The organism is Phreatobacter sp. GW821-FHT04C01 (assembly GCF_059420385.1).
In genome coordinates this window covers 103,044-120,964 of the sequence record NZ_JBWKTP010000005.1, presented here as the reverse complement: position 1 = coordinate 120,964, position 17,921 = coordinate 103,044, and the positions used below count along the sequence as shown (strand labels likewise).

18 protein-coding genes are annotated in these 17,921 nt (G+C 67.8%); 4 read left to right on the top strand and 14 right to left on the bottom strand.

The window, feature by feature from the left end:
- The first annotated feature begins 129 nt into the window (after positions 1–129).
- A complete protein-coding gene (locus tag AC07WJ_RS19925; protein ID WP_494936379.1) occupies positions 130–1,059 on the top strand; it encodes a LysR substrate-binding domain-containing protein in 930 nt (309 codons plus the stop codon).
- Between the two features lie 24 nt (positions 1,060–1,083).
- On the opposite strand, the gene AC07WJ_RS19920 is transcribed toward AC07WJ_RS19925, so the two are convergent.
- Positions 1,084–1,332, bottom strand: coding sequence for a hypothetical protein (locus tag AC07WJ_RS19920; RefSeq protein WP_494936378.1), 249 nt, complete (start codon positions 1,330–1,332; stop codon positions 1,084–1,086).
- A gap of 359 nt (positions 1,333–1,691) precedes the next feature.
- Here AC07WJ_RS19920 and AC07WJ_RS19915 point away from each other — a divergent pair, with 359 nt between their 5' ends.
- Entirely contained in the window at positions 1,692–1,928 is a 237-nt protein-coding gene (locus tag AC07WJ_RS19915; protein ID WP_494936377.1) for a LapA family protein, read from the top strand.
- A gap of 15 nt (positions 1,929–1,943) precedes the next feature.
- On the opposite strand, the gene bchE is transcribed toward AC07WJ_RS19915, so the two are convergent.
- The 5 genes from bchE to AC07WJ_RS19890 form a co-directional block, all read right to left on the bottom strand.
- Positions 1,944–3,470, bottom strand: a complete 1,527-nt coding sequence (gene bchE / locus AC07WJ_RS19910) for a magnesium-protoporphyrin IX monomethyl ester anaerobic oxidative cyclase (protein ID WP_494936376.1) — start codon at positions 3,468–3,470, stop codon at positions 1,944–1,946.
- 44 nt (positions 3,471–3,514) lie between these two features.
- Positions 3,515–4,222: a di-trans,poly-cis-decaprenylcistransferase gene (locus tag AC07WJ_RS19905; protein WP_494936375.1), complete on the bottom strand. Its 708-nt coding sequence runs from the start codon at positions 4,220–4,222 to the stop codon at positions 3,515–3,517.
- A 30-nt stretch (positions 4,223–4,252) separates the two neighbouring features.
- Positions 4,253–4,633 (bottom strand): transcriptional regulator, encoded by a 381-nt coding sequence (locus AC07WJ_RS19900; protein WP_494936374.1) that lies wholly within the window; start codon positions 4,631–4,633, stop codon positions 4,253–4,255.
- On the bottom strand, positions 4,620–5,237 hold the full coding sequence (locus AC07WJ_RS19895) for a hypothetical protein (RefSeq protein ID WP_494936373.1): 618 nt from the start codon (positions 5,235–5,237) through the stop codon (positions 4,620–4,622). The genes AC07WJ_RS19900 and AC07WJ_RS19895 overlap by 14 nt, the downstream gene beginning before the upstream one ends.
- A gap of 178 nt (positions 5,238–5,415) precedes the next feature.
- Positions 5,416–6,381, bottom strand: coding sequence for a LysR family transcriptional regulator (locus AC07WJ_RS19890; protein ID WP_494936372.1), 966 nt, complete (start codon positions 6,379–6,381; stop codon positions 5,416–5,418).
- Between the two features lie 176 nt (positions 6,382–6,557).
- Between AC07WJ_RS19890 and AC07WJ_RS19885 the strand changes: the two genes are divergently transcribed.
- Both AC07WJ_RS19885 and AC07WJ_RS19880 read left to right on the top strand, forming a co-directional pair.
- Positions 6,558–7,112, top strand: coding sequence for a thiamine pyrophosphate-binding protein (locus AC07WJ_RS19885; RefSeq protein ID WP_494936371.1), 555 nt, complete (start codon positions 6,558–6,560; stop codon positions 7,110–7,112).
- A gap of 9 nt (positions 7,113–7,121) precedes the next feature.
- Positions 7,122–7,706: a thiamine pyrophosphate-dependent enzyme gene (locus tag AC07WJ_RS19880; protein WP_494936370.1), complete on the top strand. Its 585-nt coding sequence runs from the start codon at positions 7,122–7,124 to the stop codon at positions 7,704–7,706.
- Positions 7,707–7,718: 12 nt separating this feature from the next.
- Here AC07WJ_RS19880 and metA read toward each other — a convergent pair whose 3' ends face one another.
- The 8 genes from metA to AC07WJ_RS19840 form a co-directional block, all read right to left on the bottom strand.
- Positions 7,719–8,639 carry a homoserine O-acetyltransferase MetA gene (metA, locus tag AC07WJ_RS19875; protein WP_494936369.1) on the bottom strand — a complete coding sequence of 307 codons (921 nt, stop codon included), beginning with the start codon at positions 8,637–8,639 and terminating at the stop codon, positions 7,719–7,721.
- Between the two features lie 179 nt (positions 8,640–8,818).
- A complete protein-coding gene (locus AC07WJ_RS19870) occupies positions 8,819–9,454 on the bottom strand; it encodes a TetR/AcrR family transcriptional regulator (protein ID WP_494936368.1) in 636 nt (211 codons plus the stop codon).
- Between the two features lie 266 nt (positions 9,455–9,720).
- On the bottom strand, positions 9,721–10,368 hold the full coding sequence (locus tag AC07WJ_RS19865; RefSeq protein WP_494936367.1) for a class I SAM-dependent methyltransferase: 648 nt from the start codon (positions 10,366–10,368) through the stop codon (positions 9,721–9,723).
- Between the two features lie 157 nt (positions 10,369–10,525).
- Positions 10,526–10,882, bottom strand: a complete 357-nt coding sequence (locus AC07WJ_RS19860; RefSeq protein WP_494936366.1) for a hypothetical protein — start codon at positions 10,880–10,882, stop codon at positions 10,526–10,528.
- Positions 10,883–10,933: 51 nt separating this feature from the next.
- Positions 10,934–14,551 (bottom strand): autotransporter outer membrane beta-barrel domain-containing protein, encoded by a 3,618-nt coding sequence (locus AC07WJ_RS19855; protein WP_494936365.1) that lies wholly within the window; start codon positions 14,549–14,551, stop codon positions 10,934–10,936.
- 338 nt (positions 14,552–14,889) lie between these two features.
- Positions 14,890–15,852: an AraC family transcriptional regulator gene (locus AC07WJ_RS19850; protein WP_494936364.1), complete on the bottom strand. Its 963-nt coding sequence runs from the start codon at positions 15,850–15,852 to the stop codon at positions 14,890–14,892.
- A 449-nt stretch (positions 15,853–16,301) separates the two neighbouring features.
- A complete protein-coding gene (locus tag AC07WJ_RS19845) occupies positions 16,302–16,655 on the bottom strand; it encodes a response regulator transcription factor (RefSeq protein WP_494936363.1) in 354 nt (117 codons plus the stop codon).
- Positions 16,656–16,678: 23 nt separating this feature from the next.
- Positions 16,679–17,548 (bottom strand): S1C family serine protease, encoded by an 870-nt coding sequence (locus AC07WJ_RS19840; protein ID WP_494936362.1) that lies wholly within the window; start codon positions 17,546–17,548, stop codon positions 16,679–16,681.
- Positions 17,549–17,921: the final 373 nt, after the last annotated feature.

The window sequence follows — 17,921 nt, the reverse complement described above, 5'->3', positions numbered from 1 at the left end:
GGGCGGATGATGGGCCGCCCGGTGCCGGGGCAATAGCGCGCCGGCATCGTTAGCAGCTATGCCGGCGTGCTATGGGACCGGGCGGCCGATCCGGGCTAACCCTTTGGCGGCGCGGAGGCATGGACACCGGTGGAGCTGCGGCATCTGCAATATTTTCTGGGCGTGGCCGAGGCCGGCAGCCTGTCCAAGGCCTCCACCGTGCTCGGCATCGCCCAGCCGGCGCTCAGCCGCGCCATCCGGCTGCTGGAGACGGAGGTGGCGGCGCAGCTGTTCTACCGCCACGGCCGCGGCATCCGGCTGACCGAGGAGGGCGCCCAGTTCCAGGCGACCATCGCGCCGCTGGTGCGCGACCTGCTGCTGGCCAAGGACGAATTGCGCAACACCGCCAGCGTGCTGTCCGGCTCGGTGACCTTCGGCATGCCGCCCTCGATGAGCGCGGCTATCGGCTCGCGCCTGGTCGAGGTCTTCCTGGAACGCCATCCGCAGGTCAGGCTGCAGATCGTCGACGCCTTCTCCGGCTATGTGAACGAATGGCTGGTCTCCGGCCGGGTCGACATGGCGATCATCAACAATGCCCGCCGCTCGCCTTATGTCCGCATGGACCCCCTGATGACGGTGGACCTGTTTCATGTCGCGAAACGCGCCATGGTCGACCCGGGGGAATGGAGCGACGACACCATTCCGTTCGGCAAGCTCGCGGCGATGCCGCTCATCCTGCCCGGCCGCCACCACGGGCTCCGGCGCCAGCTCGACACGGTGGCGCAGCAGCGTGGCGCCGAGCTGAACGTGCTGGTCGAGATCGACGCCCTGGAGGCGCTCAAGGACTTGGTCCGGCGCGGCATCGCCTCCACCGTGCTGCCGCACGGCACCATCCTGAAGGAGGTGCATGATCCAGACCTGGTGGTGCGCCGGGTGGTCGATCCCGACGTCACCACGCAGTTCATGATCGCCTATTCGCTGCAGCGCCCGGCGACGCTCGCGATGCGCGAGCTCGCGCGCATCCTGAAGGCCGAGATCCACGAGGCGATCGCCGCCGGGCGGATGATCGGCCGGATCTGACGGGCGGTGGCGCCCCCGCGCGGCTCAGGCGCGGGCGACGTTGCGGGCGATGGCAGCCGCCATGTCGGCCGGCTTGTGATCGCTCGGCAACGTGACCTTGCAACGCTCGTCCGTGCCGTCATTGCGCAGGGTATAGGTGACGTCGGGTGTCAGCGGCTCGGATTGGCTGAGCATGCCGAGCACATAGGACACCCAATAGGCGAGGGTGTAGTGCACCTTCTTCTTCTCGACGGTCCAGCCGTCCAGTCCGCCCTGATCAACCGCAGCAGCCATTGCCTGCTCCCGAAATCGCGCGTCCGCGCCGCCGCAGCGGCCTTCGAGACGCATCTGCGATCGGCATATAGGGACGGGACTGCCGTGGCGGGAGGACGCGTCGGGCCAATCTCCGCGCCATCGTCAACAAAGCGTTCGATCCTCGGAAGGCGCGGCAGGTGGACGGCAAGCAGAGCGTGGCCCAACCGGCGTTGTCGTATCATGGCGCCGGCATGATGGGGGATTTGTCCGGCTGACGACCCGGGGCATGCTGGGATAGCGTTGTGCTCCGCGGCGGAAACGTCCGGTTGCGGGACATCATGAAGGACGGCCGTGCGACGGCGATTTCCGGCACGCGGCCGCAGCGAGCGAGACAGACCATGCGTTGGGCCCACATCACGGTGATCGTCATTTTTGTCGCGGCGACGCTGATTTTCGCGCTTCAGAACTTCCAGATCGTGACCGTCGCCTTTCTCGGCCTGAGGTTCAGCGCGCCGCTGGCCCTCTGGGTCGCCGTCATCTACCTGCTGGGCATGGCCACCGGCGGCAGCACCTGGGCGCTGATGCGCTGGGCCGTGAGAGGGCCAAAGCCGCCGGTGGAGAAAAAGGGCGCGTAAGGCGGCGCCTGTCCGTCACGCGGCCTTGCGCGGGCCGACCGGCCGCTCCGGCCGCGCTGCCGACATGGATTGCTCTTCCGCGTCCTGTGGCGCGCCCCAGAAGGCGGCGACAGTCGGGCCGGCGCGCATCAGCGGATCGCGCAGGAAATTGACGATCTCATAGGGCCAGACGCGGCGGCCCATCCGGGCATACCAGCGCATGGCGTGGCGCAGGCCGCGGTCGGGGTGGAGAAAGGTCCGGTAGAGCGCCTTGGGGCGGCTTTGCAAGACCATTTCGGTGAACTTGAACCAGAGCAGCACGCGCCAGGGCGGCATGTGCCGGGTCGCCAGCACCTGGTGCTTGTAATCCCAGCGCCGACGATCGGCCTGGATCACCATGCGGCCGGCGGCTTCGCGGAAATAGGGCGTCCAGCGATGCGGCGTCACATAGAGCATCTGGATCTGGTCGGGATCATAAGACATCAACTGGCGCAGCCCGCGCCAGTGGTCGCGATCGGTCTCCTCCTCGAAGCCGACGACCCAGGTTGCCATCGACAGGATGCCGTGTCGGCGCATCAGGCGGATGGCCTCGCGGTCGGTCGTGGTGGTCGCGCCCTTGCGGATCCGGATCAGCGTCGCCGCATCGGTATTTTCGAGGCCCAGCAGGAAGCGCGCCCAGCCGGCCTTTTTGTAGAGGTGCAGGATATCGGCATCGCGGACGATGTCGTCGGCGCGGGTCGAGCCGACCAGGATGAGATCGACCTGTTCGGCGATGAGCGCTTCGAGAAAGGCGCGCCAGGCCTTTTTCGACACGGTCGGGTTCTCGTCGGCGAAATTGATCACCTTGACCCCATGGTCGCGGTGAAGCCGGGCGAGTTCCCTGGCGAACAGCACGGGGTCACGGTGGCGCCAGCGGGTCCAGAAGCCGCGCTGGCCGCAATAATTGCAGAGATGAGGGCAACCGCGCGAGAACTGCACCACCACGGCCCGCAGTCCGCCCCAATAGCTGTAGCGGGAGTGGTCAATCAGCTCCCAGCCGACCCGATAGGCGTCGAGGTCACGAATGACCGCGGCCGGCCGGGTGGCGCGCGGGCCGTCGGCGTCGCGAAAGGCGATACCGGCGACCTCATCGAGACATTGGTCGTCGCGCAGGGCCGCCATCAGGCGCCGCGCCGTCTCCTCGCCCTCACCGCGCACGATCGCCGTGACATGGGGCTCGTCGGCCAGGATCTCACGCCAGTGATAGGTTGGGAACACGCCGCCATAAACGATCGGCATGCCGGGCCGGGCGGTGGCGATGCCGCGCGCGACCGCCGCGATGACCGGGTGGCCGGAGGTCGAGCCGGAATGGCCGAACAGCACGGCGTCCGGTTCGAAGCGCAGCGCATCGGCGATCAGCTCGGCGATCGGGACCGGCCCGAACTCGCCGTCGATCAGGCGGACCTCGTGGCCGTCGTCGATCAGCGGTCCGCCGATCGCCAGCAGGCCGAGCGGCGGAAGGTGGTCATCGGGAATGCGGCTGCCGATGGCGGGATGCGGCACGTTGACGAGCAGGATGCGCAAGGCGGACCTCCCGGCTGCTGGCTTTGGATCTTGTCTGAACGGCTTCAGGCCGCGGCGGAGGCCGCCAGTCCGCCGAAGCGGCGGTCACGCCGACGGAACCAGGCGAGGGCTTCGCCCAGGTCGTCCGGCCCGAAATCCGGCCAGAGCCGTTCGGTGAAGTAGAGTTCGGCATAGGCGCTCTCCCAGAGCAGGAAGTCGGACAGGCGCTGCTCGCCGCTGGTGCGGATCACCAGGTCGACGTCGCGCGGTTCGGCTTCGCCCGTGATGAGGCGCGAGAAGCTTTCGCGGCTGAGGGCGCCGGTATTGGCGGCCTCGGCGGCCGCCCGGAGGATCGCGTCGCGGGCGGAATAGTCGATGGCGATGCGCAGGTTGAGCCGCCTGCCGCCGGCGGTGGCGGCCTCGGCCTTGCCGATCTCGGCGGCAAGGCCCACGGGCAGCCGGTCGCGACGGCCGAACACGGTGAGCCGGGCGCCGCTCTCCACCAGCCTGGCGATCTCCTTGCGCAGGTAGAGCCTGAGCAAGGCCATCAGCGCGGCGACCTCGGCCTGCGGCCGACGCCAATTGTCGCTGGAGAACGCGAACAGGGTGAGGGTTCCTATGCCCTGGTCCGCCGCCTGCTCGGTGACGCGCCGGATCGCCTTGACGCCGGCCTCGTGACCGCGATTGCGCGGCAGACCCTGGCCGGTCGCCCAGCGCCCGTTGCCGTCCATGATGATGGCGACGTGAACTCCTTGATGGAAAGTGCTTTGCATTGCAGAGTTTCCTGGCAAAAAAGGGGGATTTCAGGCGGGAAGGATGCCTGGTCGCGCTGCCGGCAGGGCCTCTCCCGCCGCGGCCTTGGCGGCATCGCGGACCACCTGTTCGAGCACGGCGAGGTAGTCCAGGAAGCGGCGCCGGCCGGCCGGCGTCAGGCGGCAGGTGGTGTGCGGCCGGTTGGCTTCGTAACCCTTGATCAGTTCGACGAGGCCGGCCTCCTGCAGGACCTGCAGGTGCCGGCTGAGATTGCCGTCGGTCAGGCCGCAGAGCTTCTTCAGGTCGGCGAAGGCCAGGCCCTTCGGATGGCTCACCAGCGAGGTGAGCAGGCCGAGCCGGGCCTTTTCGTGAATGACCCGGTCGAGGCCTTCATAGGAGAACGGGGCCGCCGCGGCATCAGTTTTCGGCATCGGTTCCTCCGAAAGCGAGATGGAGGATCGCCGCCATCATGAACTGGCCAATTGCGAAGGGCAGGCCCATGGTCCAGGGCGACAGCCCGTGGCTGGCGCTCTGGATGACCAGCACGACGAGACCGGCCAGGACATACCAGGCACCGGCCAGCGCGACGCTGCGCGGCAGCGACCGGAGCGATGAGAAGATGCCGAGGCCGACCAGGATCAGCCAGAGGCCCGGCAGCATCCAGAAGGCTTCCGGAGCAAAGCGCCAGATCACCACGGTGAGCAGGGCGCCTGCGGCGCCAGCCGGCAGGAATTGCTCGGCGGCGGTCAGGATCATCGCGTCGGAGAGGCCGGAATGATGGCGCTGGGCACGCCTGACCATCTCGATGCCGATGATCGCGACCGACAAGATCGCGGCCGCCACCCAGCCGGCGAGAAACGCCAGGGGCTGGCCGTCCGGATCTTCCAGCCACAGGCTCTGCGCGGCTGCCGTGGCCAGCGCGACAAGGCCGGTAGCGGCCAGCGCCGCCGGTCCGAAGCCGCGAAAGGCCGTGCCGGCAGCGATCTGGTTGCGGATCGCGACGATGTCGGCCAGGGCCTTGTCGAACTCGCTCATCGGGAGGTTCCAAGTAACTCTGCATTGCAAAGTACACGTGTGGGCAAAGTAGCGCAAGCCACCATGAGACCGTCCTTGGCGTGTCCGCTGCGGGCGCGTGCTTTCGCATCATGCCGATCGACATTCATCGGCCGCGGGGAATTGGATCGTCCCGCCGCACCGCCCGAGCGACCGGGCGTCACGCTGGAGCGGTGTCGCTGCGGGCCCGGTTCAGCAAACCCTCTGACGGCACGGCGATCCAGTCGCCCTTGGCGACCATGGTGGCGATCTCGTCGATCGCGAGATCGACCACGGCGCGGGTGGCCCGGGTGTCGGTGCGGCTCGCCGGCAGCGCCAGGATGACCTGCCTGACCACTTTGGGCTTTTCCAAAGGCGCGGTCCTGAACAGGCCGGCGCGCGCCTCGCGCTGGATCGCCGACATTGGCAGCACGGTATAGCCGAGTCCGGCCTCGACCAGATCCTTCAGCACCCGGAAGGAATCCGCCTCGAAACGGATGGCGAGTTCGATCCTGGCCTTCTGGGCGGCGGTCTCGACGACCGCGCGCAGCCCGTGCGGCCGGCTCGGCAGCACCAGTTCGAGGCCGGCAAGATCGGCCACCGGCACGGCCTTGCCGGGGTCGAGCGCGCAGGTCGGCGGGCCCACCAGCACGAGCTCCTCGAACATGAGGTCGGTGACCCTCAGATGCAGGTCGGAACTCGGGCCATAGAGCAAGGTGGCGTCGACATCGCCGCGGTGCAGCCAGTCGACGAGATGGCCGGCATAGCCCTCGACGATCCTGAGCGAGATGCCGGGCAGTTCGGTCGCCACCCGGCGCGCCAGCCGCGCGGCCAGCACATAGGACACGGTCGGCATCATGCCGAGCGCCACCGTGCCGCTCGGCTGGGTCCGCAGCGACCTGACGTCGGCGACCGATTTTTCCAGCTGATGCACCAGGCCGGCAACCCGTGCCAGCAATTCCTGGCCGGCCTCGGTCAGTTGCATGCCGCGGCCGTAGCGGATGAACAGCGGCATGCCGATCTCGGCTTCGAGCAGCTTGATCTGGCGCGACAAGGCCGGTTGCGCCGTGCGCAGCCGGTCCGAGGCCTTGCTGAGCGAACCGGTCTCGGCGACCCGGATGAAGGTCTTCAACTGCTTGAGATCCACGGCAGCCTTCGGATTTCGCGATAAGATGGGCCCAAGAATTGCCGTTTTGTGAAGGTTCGGCAAGGTCGTGCCTTCGAGAATTGCGATAGGTCCTATCGCCGGATTGTCATTCTCAGGGGAGCTCGAGCCTGCGATTGAAGGCGCCGATATGGCCCAGGCCGGCGGAGACACAGGACATGACGGCGACAGCGGTTCTCGAGCAGACCGGGGCATCCGCGCTCCGCAACTGGCCCGACGACATCCTCGACATCTTCCGGGAATTCGGCGTGCGCCAGGTGCCCTATGTGCCCGATGGCGGCCATGCCCGGTTGATCGAGCGGGTCCACCAGGAGCCGGAGATGCGCGGCATCGCGCTGACCTCGGAGGAAGAGGGGATCGCGGTTGCCGCCGGCGCCTGGCTCGGTGGTCAACGCGCCGCGCTGCTGATGCAGTCGAGCGGGGTCGGCAACTGCATCAACATGCTGTCGCTGATCAAGGTCTGCAAATTCCCGCTGCTGATGCTGGTGACCATGCGCGGCGAATGGGGCGAGTTCAATCCCTGGCAAGTGCCGATGGGCTCGACCACGGCGGCGGCACTTGGCCTGATGGATGTCCAGGTGCAGCGCGCCGACCGGCCCGACGAGGTTGCCGACGTCGTCAGGCATGCCGCCACCATGGCCTATGGCGGCGGTTCGGCCATGGCCGTGCTTTTGTCCCAGCGCCTGGTCGGCGCCAAGGTCTTCACGAAGTAGGAGCTCGCGATGTCTTCGAACCGCCTCAACCGCAGGCAGGCCGTCGCGCGCCTCCTGGAGAACCGTGGCAATGCTCTCGTCGTCACGGGCCTCGGATCGTCCACCTACGACGTCGCCGCCGCCGGCGACGATCCGCGCAATTTCTACCTCTGGGGCGCCATGGGCGGCACCGCCGCGCTCGCCCTCGGGCTGGCGCTGGCGCAGCCCGAAACGCCCGTCATCGCGGTCACCGGCGACGGCGAAATGCTGATGGGCCTCGGCAGCTTCTCCACCATTGGTCTGGCGCAGCCGGCGAACCTGACGATCGTGGTGCTGGACAACGGCCTCTATGGCGAGACCGGTGCCCAGCAGAGCCATACCGCGACGACGGATCTCGCCGCCGCGGCGCGCGCCTGCGGCATCCAGGATGCGGCGGTGGTGTCGACCGAGACGGAGCTCGAACGGCTCACCGCCGACATCGATACGCCGGGGCAGGGGCCGCGTGTCCGGGTCGTCAAGATCGACGTGGCAGAGAACGCTCGCCTGGTGCCGCTGCGCGAGGGCGCGCATGCCAAGGTGCGTTTCCGCCAGGCGCTGGGGCTCAGCGCGGAGTGACGGGCCGCGGCCTCAGCGGCCGCCGATCTTCGACAGGTCGAACGGCGTGGTCTGGTAGAGCTGGTTGATCCAGTTGCCGAACAGCAGGTGCGCGTGGCTGCGCCAGCGGTTCTCGGGCCGGTGTGCCGGATCGTCTTTCGGGAAATAGTTGTGCGGAATGGCGATCGGCTTGTTGGCCGCGAGGTCGCGGAAATACTCGTCGCTCAACGAGTTCGAGTCATATTCGATATGGTTGAACATGTGGAGCGACCGGTGCGCCGGATCGTCCAGCAGGCAGAGGCCGGCCTCATCCGATTCCATCAGCACGGTCATGCCGCTGTCCGCCGGCAAGTCCTCGCGCCGGACCTCGGTCCAGCGTGACACGGGGATCGAGAAATCGTCGGAAAAGCCGCGCAGATAGGCCGAGGCCGGCGCCAGATTGCGGTGGGTGTAGACACCGAAGGCCTTCTCGGCCAGCTGGTGCTTGGGCATGCCGTGGAAATGGTGGACGGCGGCCTGGGCGCCCCAGCAGATGTTGAAGCAGCCGTGCACGTGCGTCTGGGTCCAGTCGAAGATGCGGCGCAGCTCGTCCCAGTAGGTCACCTGCTCGAACGGCATGGTCTCCACCGGCGCGCCGGTGATGACGAAGCCGTCGAACCGCTCGGACCGGATGTCCTCCCAGTCCTGGTAGAACGAGATGATGTGCTCACTCGGCGTGTTGCGCGCCACGTGGTTGGTCATCTTGACCAGCGTCAGCTCGACCTGCAGCGGCGTCGAGCCGAGCAGTCGCGCGATCTGCGTCTCGGTCTTGATCTTGTTGGGCATCAGGTTGAGCAGGCCGATGCGCATGGGCCGGATGTCCTGGCGCACGGCATCCGCCTCGCGCATCACCATCACGCCTTCGGCCTCAAGCGTGGCGCGGGCGGGCAGGTCATCGGGAACTTTGATGGGCATGGACTTCGGTCTCGCTCTGCCGGGTTTCGGACCCATCGTGGGTCCGGTCGCGGTCTGATTCCGGACCACGACCGTGGCACGGCCGGAATGGCGGTCTCACGATCGGGCGTCAGTGAAGCGGCAGTAGCAGAACCCGGGCAATCTCGTCCATCGCCGCCGGCGCCGTGCCGCCGTCCGGCTCAGCCGCTGCCGCGCACGAAGGCGCCGATCTCGGTCCAGACCGACTTCAGAACCCTGCGGACATAGGCCTCGACCGGCTCGCTCTGCGGCCGATCGTTCCAACCCTCGGCGCCGATCCGGATGGCGCCGATGGTGACCATGGCGATGAGCCGCGCGCGCAGCCGGCCCGCCTCGTCGCTCGCCCGCTCGGTCAGGGCCGCGGCCAGGGTCTGCTCGAGCCTGGTATATTTCAGCTGGTCGCGAGCGCCGAGGGCTGGCGCCGAATGGATCAGCTTGCTGATGGCCAGCGCGCGCGGCTCGGTCGCCGCGACGGCCGCCTCGACCAGCGCCTCCTCGACCACGGCGATCAGCGGCTCCCCCAGCGGCCGTGCCGCGACGGCGGCGGCCAGCGCGGTGCCGAAATTGTCCTGCCACGCGAAGACCACATCCTCCTTGGTGGCGAAATAGTCGAAAAAGCTGCGCTTGGAGACGTCGGCCTTGGCGGCGATATCATCGACCGTGGTGGCCTCGAAGCCGTTTTCGAGGAACAGCGTCATGGCGGCGTCCGAGATGCGTTCGCGGGTCTGGCGGCGCTTGCGCTCGCGCAGGCCCTCGGCTGCCTCTTCCTTGCCTGTGGTGACACCTGACCGAGCCAAACCGCCTCGTCTCCCGCCGATCCGCCGCAGCGGTGGACCTGCATATAACGCCGGCCGAGCGCCGAGGCAAAAGGGTCGCGCGGACGCGCGGCGCCCGGCCGGCGGCATTTCTCCACAGGCTTCTCCCCAGGCTGCCGGAAGGCTTGTCCCCAAGCCGCCGGCCGGCTTGTCCCCGCATTGGGCGCTCGCTGCTCCACCGATCGTCCCCCGCTTCGACAGAGGGTTGTCCCCGGGTTGTCCCCGGGTTCTGCCCAGGATGCCGCGGTTCAGCCTGCGTCGTTCGCGCCGGTCAGCCCATGCGTCTGGCCGAAACCGCCGCGGGCGATGCCGATCGGCTGGCGCCTGGTGATGCGATAGACCGCGGCCGGCGGCAGATTGCGCACGGTGCGGCCGATGCGGGTGGCCTTCAGGCCCAGCCGGTCGAGGATCGGCCGCGGCACCGGGCAGCGCGGCCCATAGGTGAACTGGTAGAAGGCGCCGCCGGGCCGGACATAGCTGAAGGCACCCTGCAGGATCGCGGTCACCTTGCGCGGGGACATCGACAATAAAGGCAGGCCGCTGACCACCGCGCCGACGGGGGCCCCGGCATAGAGGTCGAAGCGGGCGAGCTGCGCCGCATCCATCCACAAGACCCGCGCCCGCGGGAAGCGCAATTGCAGCATGCGGGTGAAGTCCGAGCCATATTCGATCAGCGTGAGGTCGCCCTCTCCGACGCCGCGGCCGAGCAGCGCCCGGGTGAATACACCGGTGCCGGGCCCGAGTTCGATCACCGGTCCGGTCTCGCCCGAAATCTCTTCCGTCATCAGGCGCGCCAGCGCCTCGCCCGAGGGCGCTACCGCCGCGACCCTCAGGGGATTGGCGACCCACAGGCGGAAGAACTGGAACGTATCGGAGCACGTGGTGGCGTTGGTCATGGCGGGTTCCGCGCAGAGGAAGGTTGTTGTTCACTCATTGCAAACTTGCATCTGATGCAATGTGTGTTGGCCTGCCCGCCGGCACAAGGGCCCTCGCGCCGGAATTTCGCGGCGAAATCGCAGCACTCGCCGGCCCGCGCACCGGTCTCCTGCCGGTTCAGCGGATGACCAGCCCGGGAAACTCTCCAGGCTGCGCCCGGCCGAAGAAATTGGCGACGAAATCGCAATAGCCGCGCATGCCCTCGGTCGTGATGCGCGACCCGGCTTCGTTGTAGGCGGTGAGATAATCGCGCGCGTAGCGGCTGCGGATCTGGGTGATGCTCATGCCGCGCGGATCGAGCATGCGTGACATCGGCGCCGGATCGAAGCTGATACCCGGGCAGGCACCGGCCTCGATGCGCATGAGGAACGCGATGGCTCCGACGATGTCTCCTGGCTTCATCGAGGCTGCGGGAGCGAGACCTGCCGTCGAGGCGAGCAGGGCGGCGGCGAATGCGCCGGTGGTTCGCGTCATGGCAAGGCTTTCTGTCTGTCGTCGGAGGAGCCGGGGGGCTCGCGAGGATGATCAGAACCTCAAGGCGAAATTGCCGCGCAAGGTCTGGTCGGTGAGGCCTGAGCCGACCTGGCCGCCATAGGAAAGGCCGAGGGTCGCCGAGGGCGTCAGGTTCAGGTCGAGGCCGGCTTCGACCGCGGCGGCGTTGCGGGCGATGGGCGCGCCGGCAATGCTGAAGGGCGAACCGCCGGTAAAGGCGAGTGTCTGATAGGGCGTGGTGTCGCCGAAGGCGTGACGCCAGCCGAGCATGCCGCGGGCGGTGACGGTGATGCCGTTGCCGAGCACGATAGTGCTCGATGCGCGCAGGCCGAGCGTGGAGAAGGTGACGCCGGTCGCGGCGCCGCGGGCGGTGAGTGCGGCGGCTCCGCCGGTCTCGGTGAAGCCGTCGGTCGCGACATCGACATGAGCGAGATTGGCGAAGGGTTCGAAAGCCAACTGGCCGGCCCGGATGCGATAGCCGAGTTCACCGAAGGCTTGCGCCGTGCGCGCGCCGTAATGGCTCTTCAGCGTGTCGGCAAAACCGGCAAAGGCGATCGAGCGGCTGGCGCCGATGTCGTGCCAGGCATAAGCAAGGCCGGTGCGCAGTGCGAGATCGCCCCACTGCGTTCCGGCATAGAGGCCGACATGATAGTTGTCGCTGGTGAGCGATGAATTGCGGGCGCCGACGCGGATAGCGCCATGGCTGTAGCCGCCGACCGCGCCGACACGCCAGCTGTCCGCGACCAAGCCGTCGGCGCCGATGAAGAAGCCGCCGATATCGCGCCGGAGCGCAGCGGCATTGCCATTGCCCGACACCGAACCCCAGGAGCCGAAGGCTTGGCCCCAGACCGCGAAACCGGTGCTATTGGCGGGCACCGGCTGGGCGCCGCCGCGGCCATAGGCGACGACCGGGGTCGCCACCGCGCCGACGCCGTCGAAGGCCGAGCGCACCCGGTTGGTGACCGCCTCTCGGACGAAGCGGCTGTCCTCGATCATCACGCCCCGGGCCGAAGCATGGACCTCGCCCGACAGGCTGTCGAAGGCGGCGCGCGCCGCGGCATCGCTCGGCAGCAGCAGGACGGCGTCATAGAGCGAATGGCCGCTGCCGAGGCTCTCGACGCCGCCGGCGGTGGCGATCTGGTTCGGCGTCTGGCCGGCCGCGGCGAAGGACTTCACCTGGGCGACGTCGAGATAGACATGGGTTGCGTCGTAATGGGCGACGAGCCCGATAAAGGCCGTCTGCATGAAATTGCCCGAGAGCGCATAGGTGCCGGTGACCCCGCCATCGGCTTGCAGCACAGTGTAGTGGGTGCCCAGTACATAAGGCGCGGCATCGAGCTTCACGACATCGAGGACCGCGCCGCTGGCGATGGTCGCGGTGCCCGTTGCGTTGACCCGGTCGGCCTGGCCGGCCGAGGTCAGCTCGACCTGGTAGATCGAGCCCGCGGCCTGGACGACATTGCCGGCGACGGCGAGCGTGCCGATCGAATTGCCCGGGCCGATCGTGCCGCCGGCCTGGCCGAGGATGCCGCCGACAGTGCCGGTGCCGCCCAGGATGCCGCCGGAGACGGTCACCACCGAATTCGCCAGCGAGCCGTTCACCGCCAGCCGCCCGCCGGTCACATGGGTCGCACCGGTGAAGCCGCTCGAATCCGCCGTCAGGATCGTCGTGCCGGCGACCTGGTTGATCGTGCCGAGACCGCTGACAACGGAGGCGAAGGTATAGCCCGCGCTGGTGTGATTGAAATTGACCGTACCGGTACCGCCGCCGAACTGGATGGGGGCGCCGTTGAGCGTGCCGGGCGCCAGCGCCGCCGCGCCCGCAGCGCCACCGATATTGAGCGTGCCGATGGAACCCGCCTGCTTGGCGATCTGCACCGGGCCGCCGGTCGATACCGCACCGCCATTGCTGACATTCAGTGTGCCGGTGCCGGCATAACCGACGACAAGGTCCGAGCTGTTGGTCCAGGTCGCGGCGCCGCCGCTGACGGTCACCGTGCCGGAGGAACCGGCGCCATTGCCCAGAACGCCGTTGGCGTTGCTGACCGTAGCGCCGCCGGTAATCGTCAATGTGCCGAAGCCGGAATTGCCTATCGTCAGGCTGCCGCTGTTGGTCCAGGTGGAATTGATGCCGCCAACGGTCACCGTGCCGGTACCTGTATTGCCGATGATGCCGCTGCCATTGCTCACCGCTCCGCCATTGGCGATGGTCAGCGTGCCGGTGCCGCCGGTGCCGACGAACAGCGTTGAACTGCTGGTCCAGGCCGAACCCGCGCCGTCCACCGTGACCGTACCGGTGGAGTTGAGCGAATAGCCGATATGGCCGACCGTGTTGGTGACGGTGCCCGCGCCGGAGATCGTCAGCGTGCCGACGCCGCCTCCGCTGACGCCGACATAGAGTGCCGAGCTGTTGGTCCAGGTCGAGCCGGTGCCGTCGACGGTCGCGCTGCCGGCGGAGAAGTTTCCGAGATAGCCGACCGTATTGCTGACGGTGCCGCCGGCGCTGATCGTCAGCGTGCCGGTGCCGTTCTGGCCGACACGCAGCTCCGAACTGTTGGTCCAGGCCGAGCCGGCGCCGCTCACCGTTGCCGTACCGGCCGCGCCCGCGATCTGGCCGACATAGCCGGTCACATTGGTGACCGTGCCACCATTGGTGATGGTCAGCGTGCCCGTGCCCGCCTTGCCGACGGTGAGGTCAGCGCTGTTGGTCCAGGTCGAGCCGCCGCCGTCGATCGCCGCCGTGCCGGCTGAGCCCGCGGCCGCACCGATAATGCCGGTGGTGTTGCTGACCGCACCACCATTGATGATGGTCAACGTGCCGACGCCCTCTCGGCCGATGGTGAGGCCCACGCTGTTGGTCCAGGTCGAACCCGCGCCGCTGACCGTTGCACTGCTGACCGAACCGTTGAACGAGCCGATGATACCGGTCGTGCTGGTCACCGTGCCGCCATTGGCGATCGTCAATGTCGCTTGGCGGAAATTGCCGACGACGAGGCCGCCGCTATTGGCCCAGGTGGAGTTGGCGCCGGTGACGGTGACGCTGCCGGCATGCGTGTCGGCCATCATGCCGTTGACGTTGCTGACCAGGCCGCCATTCGAAATGGTCAGCGTGCCCGTGCCGGCTTCGCCGACAAGGATGTCGGCGTTGCTGATCCAGGCGGAACCGGCGCCGGCGACACTGGCAACGCCGGTGGAGCCCGAAAAGAAGCCGACATGGCCCGTGCCGCTATAGACCTTGCCGCCGTTCGAGATCGTCAGCGTACCGGTGCCGGACGTGATGTGGCCGACATAGAGTGGCCCGACGCTGGTCCAGGTTGAGCCGGCGCCGGTGACCGTCGCAGCGCCACTGGTCGCGCCCGTATAGGCGATGGAGCCGATCCCGTTGGTGATGAGCGTTCCGCCATTCGAGATGGTCAGCGTCGCGTCCCCGATCGACAGATTGTGGGCCGTGGCATTCGGGCCATTGATGACGGCCGGATTCGGCGCGCCGGAATTGATCAGGACATCGGTGCCCCCGGCCGGAACGGCTGCCGGGGTCCAGTTGCCGGTCACGAACCAATCGCTGGACGTGGCGCCGGTCCAGTCGGCGCCGGCCGCAGGAGCGGACAGGCTCACCGAGATGAGCGCCGAGCAGCCGAGCGCGAGCGTCAAGGCGAGCAGACTGCGAGAGATCGAGGCGGGCTTGGCGGGGCGCGGTCTTTTGCGGTCGTGTCTCGAAAGTGCCGACGTCATGAATTCGCCCTGGCCGGTGCCGATGAAACTGGGGCTCCTGTGTCACATTGCCGGGCGTGGCCGTCTTGGGCCGGACGGCAGTGGAATTGTCCTGCGGTGCGGTGCCGTCATTTCTTGCGATGTGTGGCCTGCGCGCCGCATGGGAGGTCGTGCCGAATCCCGCGTCGGCACCATGTCGCCAAGGGTCATGCGTCGGCGGAGCCCGCCAATGCGCGGCCAGGGGCGCCGCTGCCGCCCCCCGCGCGTCGTCCGGCCGGTTAGCGGGCGCCGCCCGGTGTCGAACCGAACCGGCGGCGGAAGCAGCGGTTGAAATAGGACACGTCGCTGAAACCGCTCATCAGCGCGATCTCGCTGATCTTCATCGGGTCATAGCGCCGGTCCGACAGCATCCGGTGAGCCCGCTTGAGGCGCAGCTCGAGAACGCGCTCGGCGAAGCTCACCCCGGTTTCCTGCAGGAGGTCATGGACATAGCGCACCGACAGGCCGAGCGAGTGGGCGACCGTCTGGGCGGAGATGCTGGGGTCGGTGAAATTCTCGGAGATCTTGCTCAGGATCGCCTGGAGCCGTGCCGCGCGCAGGCCGCGCAGGCCGGCGAGCTCGGCGGCCTCACCCTTGGCGCCGGTCGCCAGGCCGATCAGGTCGACGATGGTTTCGGTGGCATGGGTGATGAGATTGGGGGAGACGATGGCCGGGCCGGTCTCCAGAAAACGGCAATAGCGCCGCAGCATGTCGAGAGCGGCATTGTCGGCCGCGATCGGCAGCGCCAGGCGATCCTCGACCCGGGCGAAGGCATCCTCCAGCACGGCGCGCGGGATCACCACGTTCATCCAGATGTTCCTGTCGCCGCCGATCATCTGCAAGGGTTCGGACGCCGAGACCAGGGCGGCCTCGCCGCGGCCGACGCTGTAGCCGCGCCCGATCTGGGCACCGCTCAAGGTCGTGTCGCCGGTATTGACCAGCAGGAGGTAACCGTCGCGGCCGTCATCGGCGATGTTGCGCGCCTTTCGCGAGGCCCGCTTGATGGTGCCCGCCATCTGGCCGAGCACCAGCTCGCCGACTGCGGTCGCCTCGATATCGGCCTCGAACGGCAGGTTCTCCGACGTGGAATATTCGACCGACCAGATTTCGGCGACATGAATGTCCTGCCAGAGCGCGAACCGGGCCTGTTCGTCGAGGTGCCCGGGCAGGTCGTTCGACGAGAAGACGTTCTTTTTGAGCAAGTAAAAGGCCTTTTCCGGATACGCGTCTTCCCCAGGAGAGATGAGTATTTGAGCCGAACAGGCTCTGTCTAGTCGGTGAAATTCTTATGCGCGGTAGGTCAAATGCGGTGCGCTTTACGACAAGATTCGGGGTCAAGGTTCGTGGGCGGCCAAAGAAGTCGATGCGCTGGTGGGAAAGGCTGCGGAGATCGACCCTCCCGATAGGGAGAGGGTGGCGCCGTCAGCGCCGGGTGAGGGGCGTGAGCGATCAGAACGGATGCAGGCCCTCACGCCGCATGCCGTCCCCTCCGGAGATGGACGACCCCTCACACGGCAGCTGACGCTGCTACCCTCTCCCTATGGGAGAGGGTCAATTTTCGTGCTTTTCCGATAGGTGCGGTGGCTTTTCCAACGCGCAAGGTGAAGGCACGCATTCACACCACGCCTTGCTCCGCCGCCGATCGCGACACTCAAAGATGCAGCACGCCGGTCCTCAGCGCATGCGCGACCGCATCCGTGCGGCTCACCGCGTCCAGTTTCTCCAGCAGGGATGCGACGTGATATTTAGCGGTATGCGCGGAGATGCCGAGCCGGCGGGCGATCAGCTTGTTGGACGCGCCCTCCGCGAGCAGGGCCAGCACTTCCAGTTCGCGGGCGGAGAGCGCAATGCCGGCGTCGGGCTCGAGGCTCGCCCCCGGCGCGGCGACGATGAGCGCGTCGGGCTCATCGTCCTTGCCGACCAGATCGATCTCCTCGATATCGGCCAAGGCCGATGCGATCCGATCGGCAAGCGCCGGAGCGGCCACGTCGACCGCCAGCCGCAACCGGTCTTTCGCGCGCGGGTCTTTCAAGCCGCGGGCCTTTCACCGACCTGAAGTTTGGTCTGATGCGATTGGCCGCCGCGCCGCAGCTCGATCTCAACCAGCCGTCCGACGCTGTCGGGGCCGAGCGATCGCAGCAAGGGCTGCAGCCTGGTGATCGGCTTGCCGTCGAAACGCACCAGCACGTCGCCCTGATGAATATCGGCGGCTGCCGCCGGCCCTTTCGGGTCGACGTTCATCACCATGGCGCCCGTGCCATGGCCCTCGGTCGACACCGGATGCAGGCCGAGACCGAGATAGCCGCGCGGGATGCGTCCATGGCTCTCAAGCTTCGCGGCGACCCGCTCGATGGTGGCCGAAGGGATGACCAGCACCCGCCGGCGCGGACCGAACACCGCCATGCCGAAGGCCTGGCCGGCGACATTGACCACGAGGCCTCCTTCGGCCGCCCCGCGCAGGCGGGTGTCGAGTTCGATACGCGCATCGATCTCGCCGCCGCGCATCGACTGCCAGGAGCCCGAACTGACCGAGACAACACCGAGGGCCGCGGTCGGCGCGCCGCTTTCCGCGCCCACGGCGAGCACGAGGGCGCCAGGCGAGGGCAGGGGCGCCGCCAGGGCGACCGGTTGCAGGTCGGGCCGCTCGATCCTGAGCAGGGCGATGGCCGTGCCCGGGTCGCGTCCGACGACATGGGCGGCGATGCCCTCGCCGCCAGGCAAGGTCACGCGAACCTCGCCGTCCTCGGCAAGGCCCTCGTCCGATGTGACGACGAGCCCGACGCGCCACACGAAGCCCGACGCCCGCATGCGATGCGAGACGACCGAAACGATACTCGGCGCCAGATTGGCGACCATGCCTTCCAGCGCTGTGGACAGGTCTTGGATGGTTGTGCTCATGGGACCTCCTGAATGCGTTCTGCCGAAATACATGCCGTAGAGATGTGCCCGGGGCTGCGTCGCGTCCACTGGCCAGATGGGCAGGCGCATCTGGGCGCAGCGGCCGCCATGTGCCGGCAAGAAGGCTGACCTCAAGGCAATAAGCTCAACCCGACAAACCCTCTCCCAGAGGGAGAGGGTGGCGCCGTCAGCTGCCGGGTGAGGGGCGTGGGCGCCTAGAACCAACACAAGCGCTCACGCCGCATGCTGTCCCATCCGGAGATGGACGACCCCTCACCCGGCGCCTGACGGCGCCACCCTCTCCCTCTGGGAGAGGGTCATTTTCATGGGCTTCTCTGACGCGTGGGGCGACGGCCGCAGCTACTACACTCCC